This window comes from Micromonospora sp. WMMB235 (assembly GCF_001855515.1).
GTDB lineage: Bacteria > Actinomycetota > Actinomycetes > Mycobacteriales > Micromonosporaceae > Micromonospora > Micromonospora aurantiaca.
Genome location: NZ_MDRX01000001.1, coordinates 520343 through 532936, shown reverse-complemented (window position 1 = coordinate 532936; position 12594 = coordinate 520343). Strand labels below are relative to the sequence as shown.

Annotated in this window: 10 protein-coding genes; 3 read left to right on the top strand and 7 right to left on the bottom strand. The window is 74.7% G+C overall.

The features are described 5' to 3' along the window. The first annotated feature begins 153 nt into the window (after positions 1-153). Entirely contained in the window at positions 154-912 is a 759-nt protein-coding gene (locus tag BFV98_RS02060) for a class I SAM-dependent methyltransferase (RefSeq protein ID WP_071094617.1), read from the top strand. A 64-nt stretch (positions 913-976) separates the two neighbouring features. On the opposite strand, the gene BFV98_RS02055 is transcribed toward BFV98_RS02060, so the two are convergent. Both BFV98_RS02055 and BFV98_RS02050 read right to left on the bottom strand, forming a co-directional pair. Next, on the bottom strand, positions 977-3664 hold the full coding sequence (locus BFV98_RS02055) for a LuxR family transcriptional regulator (protein WP_255367962.1): 2688 nt from the start codon (positions 3662-3664) through the stop codon (positions 977-979). Positions 3665-3787: 123 nt separating this feature from the next. Then, complete coding sequence (locus BFV98_RS02050; protein ID WP_013476469.1) at positions 3788-4678, bottom strand: lipase; 891 nt, start codon at positions 4676-4678, stop codon at positions 3788-3790. Positions 4679-4818: 140 nt separating this feature from the next. Here BFV98_RS02050 and BFV98_RS02045 point away from each other — a divergent pair, with 140 nt between their 5' ends. Then, positions 4819-6144, top strand: coding sequence for an aminotransferase class V-fold PLP-dependent enzyme (locus tag BFV98_RS02045; protein ID WP_071094614.1), 1326 nt, complete (start codon positions 4819-4821; stop codon positions 6142-6144). Positions 6145-6157: 13 nt separating this feature from the next. Here BFV98_RS02045 and BFV98_RS02040 read toward each other — a convergent pair whose 3' ends face one another. Then, the gene (locus tag BFV98_RS02040) at positions 6158-6373 is read right to left on the bottom strand and encodes a YwqG family protein (RefSeq protein WP_255367961.1); all 216 of its coding nucleotides are present in this window, start codon (positions 6371-6373) and stop codon (positions 6158-6160) included. Between the two features lie 53 nt (positions 6374-6426). Next, a complete protein-coding gene (locus tag BFV98_RS02035) occupies positions 6427-7659 on the bottom strand; it encodes an RNA-guided endonuclease TnpB family protein (RefSeq protein WP_114920619.1) in 1233 nt (410 codons plus the stop codon). Positions 7660-7693: 34 nt separating this feature from the next. Between BFV98_RS02035 and BFV98_RS02030 the strand changes: the two genes are divergently transcribed. Then, positions 7694-7870: a hypothetical protein gene (locus BFV98_RS02030; RefSeq protein ID WP_225319553.1), complete on the top strand. Its 177-nt coding sequence runs from the start codon at positions 7694-7696 to the stop codon at positions 7868-7870. 287 nt (positions 7871-8157) lie between these two features. On the opposite strand, the gene BFV98_RS02025 is transcribed toward BFV98_RS02030, so the two are convergent. The 3 genes from BFV98_RS02025 to BFV98_RS02015 all read right to left on the bottom strand — a co-directional run bounded on the left by BFV98_RS02025 (position 8158) and on the right by BFV98_RS02015 (position 12394). Further along, complete coding sequence (locus tag BFV98_RS02025; RefSeq protein WP_071094610.1) at positions 8158-9312, bottom strand: glycoside hydrolase family 26 protein; 1155 nt, start codon at positions 9310-9312, stop codon at positions 8158-8160. Further along, positions 9306-11174 carry a glycosyltransferase family 2 protein gene (locus tag BFV98_RS02020; RefSeq protein WP_071094608.1) on the bottom strand — a complete coding sequence of 623 codons (1869 nt, stop codon included), beginning with the start codon at positions 11172-11174 and terminating at the stop codon, positions 9306-9308. The genes BFV98_RS02025 and BFV98_RS02020 overlap by 7 nt, the downstream gene beginning before the upstream one ends. A 113-nt stretch (positions 11175-11287) precedes the next feature. Continuing rightward, complete coding sequence (locus BFV98_RS02015) at positions 11288-12394, bottom strand: glycosyltransferase family 39 protein (protein ID WP_071094607.1); 1107 nt, start codon at positions 12392-12394, stop codon at positions 11288-11290. Positions 12395-12594 lie beyond the last annotated feature (200 nt).

Genomic DNA, 12594 nt, shown 5'->3' with positions numbered 1-12594 from the left:
TGCCGCGACCCTGCCGCAGCGCGCGTCACCCGCTCGTCACCGTCGACCCGCCGCACGTCCGGTCCCGGTGACGCCGCCGGGACGGCGGCGCTTATTGCAAAACTTTGGCAACAAGCCTCGACAGGTCCACCGGCGGTAACTATCGTGAGCGGCATGACTCCTTACGATTTGGACGTGCGGGCCTGGCAGGAGAGCTGGGACCGGCAGCAGGAGGCGTACCTGCCCGACCGGGAGCACCGCTTCGCGGCGATGCTCGACGCCGTCGAGGCGGTCGCCGGCGACCGGCCGCCACGCGTCCTCGACCTCGCGGGCGGCACCGGATCGATCAGCCTGCGGACGCTGGCCCGCCGGCCGGACGCCGAGGTGACGGTGCTCGACCTCGACCCGGTGCTGCTCACCCTCGCCGAGGCGGCGCTGGCCGGGCGGGCCACTGTGGTGACCGCCGACCTCAACCGGCCCGACTGGGCCGCCGCACTGCCGCACCGCGACTACGACGCCGTGCTCACCGCGACCGCCCTGCACTGGCTCGACGGCCCGCGCCTCGCGCGGTTGTACGGCGAGATCCGCGACGTGCTGCGCCCCGGCGGGGTGTTCGTCAACGCCGACCACATGCCCGACGAGGGGATGCCGACGCTGACCGACCGGCTGCACACGCGGGCCGGCGAGCTGCGGGCGGCCCGGCACCGCGCGGGCGCGGCGCTGTCCTGGTCGGACTGGTGGGAGCAGGCAGCCGACGATCCGGTGCTCGGGCCGCTGGTGGAGAAGCGGCGGCAGATCTACCCGACCGGGCACAGCCCGGAGTGGAACCCGCCCGCGACCTGGCACCTGGACGCGCTGCGCGCGGCGGGCTTCACCGAGGCCGGCGTGCTGTGGCGCGGCGGCGCGGACGCCGCGGTGGCCGCACTGCGCTGACCCCGGCGGCGCAGCCGGCCCGGCGGCGACCGACGCCGCGCGGGCGCCCGAGGGCGGCGGGCGGTCAGGACAGCAGTCGGGCCAGTTCGGTACGCGAGCGCACGCCCAGCCGGTGGAAGACGTTGCGCAGATGGTGGTCGACGGTCCGGGTGGACAGGCACATGCGGGTGGCGATCTCCCGGTTGGTCGCCCCTTCCGCGACCAGCCGGGCGATGTGCAGTTGCTGCCCGGTCAGCAACTGCTCCGGGCCGTGCCGCACCGGCCCGACCGACTCCCCCGCCGCGCGCAGCTCCTCCCCCGCCCGGTCGGCCCAGACGGCGGCGCCGAGCAGGGTGAACGCCTCCCGGGCCCGGTGCAGGTGCGCACGGGCGTCCCGGGGCCGGCGCCGGCGGCGCAGCTCGCGGCCGAACAGCAGCTCGGTGCGGGCGCGCTCGAACCGGTCGGTGTCGGCCGGGTGCAGCCGCAGCGCCGCGTGGAACTCCCGTTCGGCCTCCGGGCCGCCACGTGGCGCGAGCAGCGCCCGGCAGCGCGCGGCGAGCGCCCGCCGCGACGGGCTCGCCGTGCTGCTGGCCCAGTGGTCGAACACGGCGAGCGCGGCGGCCGGCCGCCCGCCGTCGTGGGCGGCGGCCTCCACGAGGTACGGCGTGGCCATCACCTGGACCAGCACCTGCCCCCGGCCGGTGCGGGTACGGGCCAGCGCGGACAGCCGGGCCACCGCGTCGGCGTACCGGCCGTCGATCAGGTCGAGCACGCCGAGCGCCCAGCGGGCGTAGGCGTCCGGCCGGCTCCCCGGCGCGGCCCCGTCACCGATCTCGGCGATCCGGGCCAGCGCGGCGTCCCGGTCGGCGCGGACCGCGGCCAGCACGGCGAGGATGCCGAGGTGCACCTGGGCGCACACGTGCTGGCCCGTGGCGCGGGCCGCGCGCACGCCCTCGCGGGCGGTCTCCGCCGCGGCCTCGTGCCGGCCCAGCCAGTACTCGGCGACCGCCCGCAGCTCCAGCGCCCGGGGCAGCAGGGACAGCTCGCCGCGTGAGCGGGCCACCTCGGCCGCCCGGCCGGCGAGCCGGTGCGCGGGACCGTCCACTGCGACCAGCAGTGCGGCCGCGGCGGCGCAGACGAGCGCGTCGGGGGTGAGCGCGGGCCCGGTCAGCCGGCCGCCGAGGACGACGACCCGGCGCAGCGCCGGGCCGCCGCGTGCGTGGTCGCCGCGCAGCGTCGCCCCGACGCCCGAGGCGAACGTGGCCAGCAGGTCGAGCTCGGGCGGGTCGCCGGGCCGCCGCAGCGCCTCGGCCCGGCGGGCCACCTCGGCGTACCGGTACTGGTCGCCGGTGACGCAGATGGCCTCGCCGGCCCGGACCAGCGCCAGCAGCGCGGCCCGCCGGTCGGCCGGCGCGACCGCGTCGGCGGCGGCCAGCAGCGTGGCGACCGCGGCGGCGGGCGCGTCGCAGCGCAGCTGCATGTCGCCGCGGAGCAGGTCGGCCCGGCCCTCGGCGGGCGACGCGCCGGGCAGGCGTCGCAGCAGCCCTCGGGCCTGGTCCGGGTCGCCTGCTGTCCAGGCGCACCGCGCGGCCGCGACTGTCAGTTCGGCGGCGCGGCCGGGGTCGGGGCTCAGTTCGGCGGCGCGGCGCAGCACGACCGCCGCGGCGGCGCGGTCCGGCACCTCCTCGACAGCCGCGGTCAGCTCGGCGGCGAGCACGTCGGAGGGACAGTCGGCGGCGGTGGCGTGGCGCAGCGCCCGGCCCAGCGTGCCCTCGGCGAGCGTGCCGGCCAGCAGCAGGTGCGCCGCGCGCAGGTCGGCGAGCGGCGCGACGGCGGTGATCATCGTGCGGGCGAGCGGGTGCGGGAACGTCACCCCGCCCGGCCCGGTGCGCAGCAGTCCGGCGGCCTCGGCGGGAGCGAGCGCCTCGACGGTCAGCCCGGCCGCCCACGCGGCGCGGACCAGGGTGCCCGGGTCGTCGCCGGGGTCGAGCGCGGCGAGCAGCACCATCCGCCGGGTCGGGACCGGCAGCCGGTCCAGGCGGGCCCGGTACGCGGCGGCGAGCGCGCCGTCCACGGGCGGCGCGTCGGGCAGCGGCGCCTCGCCCCGCCACTGGGCCGGGGTGAGCGTGCCGGCCAGGTCGGTCAGCGCCGCCGGGCTGCCCCGGCTGAGCGCGGCAAGTGCGGCGGCGACCGGCGCGGGTGGCCGCTCGCGGAGCCCGGAGAGCATCGCGTGGCACTCGTGGGCGTCCAACGGGCGCAGCCGGTGAGCGGGTACGCCGTCGACGGTGGCCGGTGCGGTCGCGGTCAGCAGCATCGCCACCGGCAGCCGGCGCAGCCGGCGCGCCACCACGGCGAGCGTCCAGGCGCTCTGCGGATCGCCGGTGTCGAGGTCGTCCACCGTGCACAGCATCGGCCGGTCCGCGGCTACGGCGGCGAGCAGGGAGCGCACCGCCGCGGCCAGGGCCAGCCGCTGCTCGGCCGGGCACCCGTCGCCGCCCAGCGCCCGGCGCAGCAGCCGGCGTTGCCGCACCGGGAGTGCGGTGTCCGCGTCCAGCACCGGGTCGAGCAGGCGGTGCAGCCCGGCGTAGGGCAGTGTCGCCTCGTCGGCCAGGCCGCCGCCGGCGAGCACCGCGCGCTGCCCGGCCGACCTGCGGGCGTACGCCAGCAGGGCGCTGCGCCCGGAGCCGGGCGGCCCGTGGAACAGCAGGGCGCCGCCGTCGTCGCGGTCGAGGAGCCGGCGGATCGCGTCGCACTCGTCGTCCCGGCCCCGCAAGGCTATATGCACTGTCGATGCAGAAACCATGCATGCAGTGTCACAGATGGGCAACCCGTCGGAAAAGAGGCGGACACGCTCCCGGGGTGGCCGCCGTGGCGACCACCCCGGGAGCGGAGGGGATCAGGAGCTGGGGCAGGTGTTGCGGTACTCCTCGATCGCCGACCCGGTCGGACCGGGGCAGAGGAACTGCTCGTAGCGGGTGTCGTCGTCGACGAACCGCTTCAGCCACGCGACCGTCTGCTTCGCCGTCGGCGTGTTCACGGTCTGCGGGAAGAAGTGGCTCGCGCCGTTCAGCTCCAGGTACGCCTTCTCCGAGGACGCCGGGATGCTGTTGTAGAACGGGATCGAGTGGCTCGCCACCGGTGCCACGCTGTCGCTCTCGCCGCCGATGATGAGCGTCGGCACCCGTACGTCGGACCAGGTCTTGTCCAGGTTCCACGGTGCGAGCGGGACGGCGGCCTGCAACGACGGCCGGGCCGCCGCGGCCTCCAGGCTGCCGCCACCACCCATCGAGTGCCCGGCCACTGCCAGCCGGGAGGAGTCGATCCGGCCCCGGACCGAGCTGCGCTGGGTCAGGTAGTCCAGCGCGGCCAGGAGCTGGCGGCCCCGGCTGTCCGGCTGGTCCAGCCGCGTGTTGGTCTCGATGCCGATCACCACGAAGCCGTGCGAGGCGATCCGCGGCCCCAGCCAGCTCAGGCTGGACCACGAGGCGGTGTAGCCGGGCGAGATGGCGACCGCGCCGAAAGTGCCCTCGGCGGTGCTGGTCGGGTAGTAGATGACGCCGCCGCCGAAGCCGGTGACGCTCAACGAGGAGACGTTGATCGAGGAGGTGGCGAACGGCCCGCGACTGGCCTCCAGGATGGCGTTCGTGGGCGCCGGGCCGCGCTCGTAGGGGCTGGCCGCGTTCGCGGCGACCGGGACGGCGAGGGCGCCGCCGGTGGCGAGCAGTGCGGCCACGGCGAGGCGAGCCAGGGCACGGACGGGGGTACGGGAACGGATGGTGGTGGGCACGTCGGTCACTCCTTGCGCCGGAATTACATCGACATGCGTCAGCATCCGCGCCCGGACCGCCGACGCGCATCGGTGAAATCACCGGTCCCCCGGCACCGACGGTGACCCGGCCGTGACATGCACGGCGGACGATTGACCCCATGCATCCGACCCGACGGCGCCTGACCCGGCGGCACCTGCTCGGCGCCACAGCGGCGGCGGGCGTCACCGGCCTGGCCACCGGCTGCGACCCGGACCGCCCGGCGGCCGGGACCGCGGTGTCCGACGACGCGCCCGCCCTGGATCCGGCCAGTTGGGACAGCGTCCGCGCCCAGTTCGCGCTCGACCGCTCCCGGGCGCACCTGGCCACGTTCGTCTTCGCCCCGCACCCGGCCCCGGTACGGGCCGCCGTGGCCACCCACCGCGCCGGCCTCGACCGGGACGCCTCCGGCTACCTGGCCGCGAACGAGGAACGGCTGGACCGGGCGGTGCTCGCCGCGGCGGCCGGGCATCTCGGCGCCCGCTCGGACCACATCGCGCTCACCGACTCCACGACCATGGGCCTCGGCCTGGTCTACAGCGCGATCCGCCTGCGACCGGGCGAGGAGGTGCTGACCACCGAGCACGACTTCTACGCCACCCACGAATCGCTGCGGTTGCGCGCCGAACGCGACGGGGCGACCGTACGCCGGGCCCGCCTCTACCGCGACGCGGCCACGGCCGGGGCGGACGAGATGGTCGCGGGACTGACCGCGGCGCTCACCCCGCGTACCCGGGTGGTGGCGCTGACCTGGGTGCACTCCAGCACCGGCGTGAAGCTGCCGGTACGCCGGCTGGCCGAGGCGGTCCGCGAGCGCAGCCCGGAGGCGTTGCTCTGCCTCGACGCGGTGCACGGCTTCGGCGCCGACGCGTCCACACCGGAGCAGCTCGGCTGCGACGTACTCGTCTCCGGCTGCCACAAGTGGCTGCTCGGGCCGCGCGGCACCGGCCTGGTCTGGGCCGCCGAGCGGGCGTGGGCCCGAATGACGCCGGTGATCCCCAGCTTCGACAGGCGCGGCATCGGTCGCTGGCTCGCCGGCGGCACCGGTGGGCAGCCCGTGCCACCGGGCCCGGCGCACACGCCCGGCGGCTACCACAGCTTCGAGCACCGCTGGGCGCTCGCCGACGCGTTCGCGTTCCACCGGCGCATCGGCCCGGCCCGGGTCGCCGGGCGCACCCGGGAACTCGCGGACCTCCTCAAGGAGGGGCTGGCCGGGATCCGGGGCGTCCGGCTGGTCACGCCGCGCGACGCCGACCTGTCCGCCGGGGTGGTCTGCTGCGAGGTGCCGGGCGTGCCGGCGGACCGGGCGGTGGACCGGCTGCGGTCGGCCGGCGTGATCGCCAGCAGCACGCCCTACCGGCCGTCGTATCTGCGCTTCGGCGCGACGATCGCGAACGGCGAGCAGGACGTGGAGGCGGCGCTGCGGGCGGTCCGCACGCTGGTCTGAGCCGCTCCGGCTGTCACTCGGTGAACTCGCAGAAGGACAGCACCCTGTCGAACCGCCGGGCGGCGAGGTCGTCGTGGCGGATCAGGAACCGCGCGTTGACGTACTCCTCGTCCGGTACGCCGAACTGGGCCAGTGGCACCCACTCGCGCATCACCCGCTGCTCCTCCTCGTACAGAGCCACCATCTGCTCCTGGCGGGGTAGCGACCTCGCCTGCCGCTCCCGCTCCATCATGATCACCTCGGGCGGGTCCTGCGCCGAGATGGTTTGACATCCTCTCCGCCCTAAGGGACGGAGATTCCCTCCACGCTGCGCGTGGAACACGCGGCGTCCGGGTGGGTTCCCGCTTCGTTGCGCGCCGCCGGGACGAGCCCCGGTCTTACGTGCGCTCCACGGGCGTTGAAGTCCGCCTGCCCGGCGGCCTTGACGTTCTTCGCGGCGTTCACGTCCCGGTCGTGGGCTGCCCCGCAGGGGCAGTCCCACGCTCGGACGTTGAGCGCCATCTTCTCGTTGATCCGGCCACAGTCGGAGCACATGCGGGTGGACGGGAAGAACCGATCCACCCGGCCGAAGGTGCGTCCGTACCGGGCGGCCTTGTACTCCATCATGGCGGTGAAGCTGGCCCAGCCCGCGTCGTGCACGGACTTCGCGAGCCGCGTCCGGCCGAGACCGACGACGCACAGGTCCTCGACGTACACCGCTTGGTTCTCGCGGATGATCGCCGTGGACAGCTTGTGCTGCCAGTCCCGCCGCATGTCGGCCACCCGCCCGTGCGCCCGTGCGACCTTGACGACGGCCTTCTTGCGGTTGGCCGAGCCCTTCTGCTTGCGGGACAGGTCGTGTTGCAACCGCTTGAGCTTGCGCGCGGCCCGGCGCAGGAACGTCGGCGCCGCCACCTTCGTGCCGTCCGAGAGCACCGCGAAGTGGGTCAGGCCCAGGTCGATCCCGACCTCGGAGTCGACCGGCGGTAACGCCTCGTCCTCGCCCGTCTGCACGACGAACGACGCGAAGTACCGTCCGGCCGCATCCCGGATGATCGCCACCGATGACGGGTCTGAGGGCAGCGTCCGGGACCAGCGGACTGCGAGGTCGCCGATCTTCGGCAACCGCAGCCGGTCGTTGTCGAGGACCTTGAACCGGGAGTTCTTCGTGAAGCGGATGGCCTGCCGGTTGTCCTTGCGGGAGCGGAACCGGGGAGGTGCGACCTTGCGGCCCTTGCGCTTGCCCGTGATCGAGTTGAAGAAGTTGCGGTACGCGGTGTTCAGGTCCGCCAGTGCCTGCTGCAACACCACGGTGGAAACCTCTCCCAGCCACGCGCGTTCCGGCGTCGCCTTCGCCTCGGTGATCAGACGCCGGGACAGCTCCCCGTCGGAGATGTACTTCTCCCCCGCCTCCCGGGCCTGCTGACGCAGGCGCAGCCCGTCGTTGAACACAACCCGCGCGCACCCGAACGCCCGCGCCAGCTCGATCTGCTGGCCAGGCGTCGGGTACACGCGGTAGTTGTACCGGAGCTGCACACACACAAGTGTACACAAGGTTACGATGGCGACTATGAGTGACACCCGCGAAAATGAGATCAGCGTCCGCGAGCTGCGCAAGACGCTCGCCGGAGCGCTCAACGGCGTCGCCGTCTACGGCAAGACCCTTTACGTGACCAACCACGGACGCCGGATCGCTGCCATCGTGCCGGTCCCCGTGGCCGAGCAGAACGAGCGGGCGCGAGGTTAAGGCACTGCTCGGGCCTTGGCGGCCCTCCCAGCGCGGGCCTTCCCCCGCCTGAAGGCCGGAGCACTGGCCCGCACTTCGGTAGCCGCCGATGAAGACGTCCTCCGGCAGCCACGACTGCCGCTCCGGCCAGAGCTGCTCGGCCAGCGCACTCATTGAGGTGCGGCATGTCGCGCAGCAGCCGGATCTGGGTGGCGCTGAGCCACTCCTCCGAGCGGTCCAGCCAGTCCGGCAGGTCCGCCTGGACGGCGGCGTACATCTCGTGCTCGGGGGCGAGGAACGGCTCCAGGTCAGGGGCCTTCGCGTGGCCGCACCGCCGGTGACCAGGTCACGTCGTAGCGCTCGGCGGCCACCGCCTCGGCGAACGCGGTCGCCGCCGCCGGTGAACCGGCGATGCGCCAGTCCTTCTCCTTGTCCACCTCGAACCAGATCAGCCCGATGAGGCCCGGGTAGCGGGGCAGGGCGCGGAACGTGTCCCGGATCCACCGGGCCTTGTGCCCGGCGGCGTCGGCGGCGCCGGTCTCGGTGACCACGAGCAGCTTGCCGGTGACCTTGCGGATCTCCGCGATCGTCGGGCCGAAGATCTGGTCGAACGACCAGTACGTCTTGGTGAAGGCGCCGCTGCCGTAGTAGCCGGTGACACCGACCCAGTCGACGTACTCGTCGCCCGGGTAGAGGCCGGTGAGCCCGGCGGTCGTCTTGTCCCAGCGGGCGTTCGGGCTCCACACCCAGGTGACGTTCGTGGCGCCGGCCTCGGCGAAGACGTCGTGCACGTGCCGCCAGGCGCGGACGTAGTCGCCGGGGCGGTTGCCGTTGGCCCGCTCGCACCAGGGGTACCAGTCGCCGTTCATCTCGTGCGCGAAGCGGATCGCCACCGGGTAGCCCAGCGACCGGACGCCGTCGGCCCAGGAGCGCAGGTACGCGTCGAAGTCGCCGCGCGCGATCCGGGACAGCCGGTAGTCCGGCTGGGTGGCGCGCAGCCGGTCGATCTGCCTGTCGGTCAGCTCGGTGCGGCGGGCCGCCTTGTCGACCGTGTGGTCCCACGGCTCCCAGCCGAGCATCGGCATCATGCCCCGCTCGGCGATCCGGTCGAACAGGCTCCGGTCGAACGCGGCCGACGCCCAGTCCGCGCCGAAGAGCATCACCTGCGGCGACCGCCCGGCCGCGTCGGCGAACCGGTCGACCGGCGCGAAGTCGTACGGTCCCTTGTCGGTCATCACCCCGAAGAACGCCTGCCCGGCCGGCGGGAACGGGCCGCCGCGCGGGCTCGGCACGACCGCCGCCGGCACGTCGGTGCTCGCCTGCGGCGTCGCCGGGGCGGGCCGCCGCACCGCGGCGTCGGTGGCCGGGTCGCTCCATGCGCCCGGCGCCACCACGAAGGCGTACGCGAGCAGCAGCACTCCGGCCAGCGCCAGTCCCATCCGGGGCAGCGTCGGCCTCAGCACGGCACACCACCCTCGGCCACGGTCCGGGGCACCACCTGGGGCTCCCGGATCACGCCGGCTACCCGGTCCCGGCGCGCCCGCAGACTCTCCACCCAGGAGATCAACGGCGGCGCGAGCCCGGTCAGCAGTGTCAGCGCCGGCCAGACCCGCAGAAGTGGGTAGTCGTGGTCCAGCGCGAAGCTCGCCGCGAGCAGTCCGGCGGCGGCGAGCGCCCAGCACAGGTGCAGCCGGAACGTACGCGGCGACTCGACGGTGCGCAGCGCGCCCTTGGCGGTGACCACGAAGCCGAGTTTGCGGCGCAGCAGGGCGCCCACCGCCGCGGCCACGTAGACCGGTCCGGCGAACAGCGCGAGCGCCATGCCGGCCATGCCCACCTCCTCCCGCTCGTGCGGGGCGATGTTGAAGCGGCGCAGCCACAGCCAGAGCAGGAACCAGGTGCCGATGGTGGACCCCCACAGCGTCGCCCAGACCTGCGGGTCGAGGCGACCCGCGTCGACGCCGGTCAGCAGGTACAGCGCGGTGGCCGCGTTACCCAGCAGCAGGCTCACCGCCACGCTCGGGTAGTAGAACTGGAGCAGCCGGTACTGCCAGCGACGACGGGACGGCAGGTCGCGCGGTGTGCGCAGCTCGCGCCGGAGCAGGATCTCGCAGATCCCGGCCGCCCAGCGCTTCTGCTGGTTGAAGTAGTCCGCCCAGGAGGTCGGTCCCTCGCCGAGCGCCACCACGTCCGGGGTGTAGACGCCCTTCCACCGGTTGCCGGTGGAAGGGTTGACGGCGGCGTGCACGCGGATGCTGGTGAGGTGGTCCTCGATGATCGAGTCCTGGTAGCCGCCGATGGTCCGCCAGGCCGCCGGCCGGTAGAGGTGCCCGGTGCCGGTCAGCAGCGGCGCGTCCAGGCCGTTGCCGCCACGGGCGATCAGCCCGTTGTAGAGGTACTGCTGCACCGAGGCGCCGTGGGCGACGAAGTTCTGGTGCATGTTGCCGTACACCTGGGGGGTCACCACGAACGCGACGTCCGGGTCGCGGAAGTAGCCGAGCGTGCGTTCCAGGAAGTTCGGCAGCGGCACGTGGTCCGGGTCGACGTTGGCGACCACGTCGTAGCGGTGCTCGTGCTCGGCCCGCCAGGCGTTGTGGTTGCCGGACTTGGTGCGGGCCCGGAACTCGCCGCCGGGCCGGTTGTACTCGGGCCGGCCCTTGCGGGTGAAGTGGCGTACGCCCAGCCGCGCGGCCATCGCCCGTACCGCCGGGTCGTCGCCCTCGTCGAGGATCCACACGTCGACGTGCCCGCAGTAGACGATCTCCCGCAGCCGGCGCAGCGTCCGCTCGGCGACCTCGATCGGCTCCTTGCTCGGCACGATGGTGGTGAGCAGGGCGACCCGCAGGCCGACCGGCGGGTCGACAGGCACCGGATCCCGGGCGTGGAAGGCGAATACCCAGACCACCACGTTCTGCGCCAGGCGGATCAGCTCGACGCCGACGACGACGCAGAACGCGAGCCGGGCGGCGACTGTCTGCCAGCCGCCGAGCCCGACGACGCCGGGGCCGGGTACGTGCTGGGGCAGCAGCAGCCAGCCGACGAAGACCAGCCCGGCGGCGCTGTTGACGAGCACCAGCAGCGTCAGCACCAGCCGCGCGGTGACCGAGGCGGTGGGCCGGAACTCGACCGCCGCGTCGGGGCGTCGGGGCGGGCGCAGCGGACCGGCGGTGGCCCCGCAGCGCGCGTACGCCAGGCGGGCGCGGACGTTGCGCTGCCGGCGGTCCGGATCGGCCGGCGTCCCGGGCGGGACGGGTGCGATCGGGCGGGCGCCCGGCGGCCCGGCCGTCGTGGCGCGGGACGGGCGTGTATCGGCGGCGACGGCCACGTTTCCCCCATGGTCTGCTTCCGGCTCAGGAGCCGACCGAATGCTAAGCCGACAATCAACCGCAAAAAGGGCGAATCCGGCAGACATCGCCCGTTCGTCGACCGGTCACGCGGTCAGCCGGGAAGCTGGGCCGCCACGGCGAGCAGCGCGACGAGCACCAGCACGGCGACGACCCCGGCGGCACGCGCCCGGGACAGGGCCACCCCGCCGAGCACCGCCCAGGCCGGCACCGTGAACAGCAGGTTCACCGCCGACCAGACCGGCACTGCCTGCGCCAGCGCCAGCAGCCCGAGCACCGGCACCAGCGCCCAGGCGGTGCAGACCGCGGCGGCGTACCGCAGCGGGAGGCTGAACAGGGCCAGCCCGGCCAGCACGCCGCCGAGCGCGGCGACGCCGAACAGGTCCCCGGGCGCGGCCGCGAGCACTGCGGCACCGGGACGGGCGCCGGACGCGAGGCGCCCGCCGTCACTCAGGCCGGAGGCGAGCAGCGCGGCGACCGGGAGCAGCCCGAGGGCCGCGGCGGCCAGCCACCGGAGAGCACAGCGGCGACGGAACGCCAGCACGACCCAGCCGTGGCCGGCGAGCAGCAGCAACGCCACCGGCTGGCACACGCCCAGCAGCAGCACCGCGCCCGCGTAGGGCACTAGCCGGCGCGCGCCCGGCCGGTCGAGCGCGGGCACCAGCAGCCAGGTGGCGAGCACGGCGGCGAACACCGCCAGGGCGTACGGCTGCGCCTCCTGCGCGTACCGGATCGAGGCCGGCAGCACCGCGAAGATCACGCCGGCGAGCAGGCCCGCGGCGGGCGTGGCGATCCGGGCGGCGAGCGCGCCGACGAGCGCCGCGGCACCGACCATGGCCAGCAGGGACGGTACGCGCAGCGCGAGGTCCGCCGCGCCGAACAGCGCCGCCCAGCCGCGCATGAGCAGGTGGTACGGCCCGAGCGCGAGGTCGTCGCCGGTCAGCGTGACGCCGATCCCCGGCCAGGGCGACGTGGCCGCGCGCCGGGTCGCGAGTTCTCCGGCGCTCGCCCCGGATTCCGTGATCCGCGCGGCGCCGAGCGCACCCATCAGGACCGCCGGCACCAGCCACGCCACGATCCGCCACCGGAGCACGCCGGTCGCGGCGCGGACGGTGACCCGGCGCGGCCGGTCCTCGCCCCACGGATCCTCGACCGTGGCGTCCCCGAGCCGGGGCAGGACCATTGTGTCCGCGTCCATCATCGTGACTCACGCATCCCTGTGGGTGCCGGCGACGGGGATCCAGCCGACCGGGCGGCGAGGCGCGATCCGCGCGTGGCGGGCGGCACCGGAAGCCCCGGGTCACGGGCTGGATGACATCCTGGAGCCTACTGAGTCAAAAACGGCATAACGCCAATATGCCCTGAAAGGGTCCGCCGGCCGCCCCGTGGACGACCGGCGGA

Excerpts from the sequence above, each read along its gene's own strand:
- BFV98_RS02060 (WP_071094617.1), top strand. The coding sequence starts at position 154 with ATGACTCCTTACGATTTGGACGTGCGGGCCTGGCAGGAGAGCTGGGAC.
- BFV98_RS02045 (WP_071094614.1), top strand. The coding sequence starts at position 4,819 with ATGCATCCGACCCGACGGCGCCTGACCCGGCGGCACCTGCTCGGCGCC.
- BFV98_RS02040 (WP_255367961.1), bottom strand. The coding sequence starts at position 6,373 with ATGGAGCGGGAGCGGCAGGCGAGGTCGCTACCCCGCCAGGAGCAGATG.
- BFV98_RS02030 (WP_225319553.1), top strand. The coding sequence starts at position 7,694 with ATGAGTGACACCCGCGAAAATGAGATCAGCGTCCGCGAGCTGCGCAAG.
- BFV98_RS02015 (WP_071094607.1), bottom strand. The coding sequence starts at position 12,394 with ATGATGGACGCGGACACAATGGTCCTGCCCCGGCTCGGGGACGCCACG.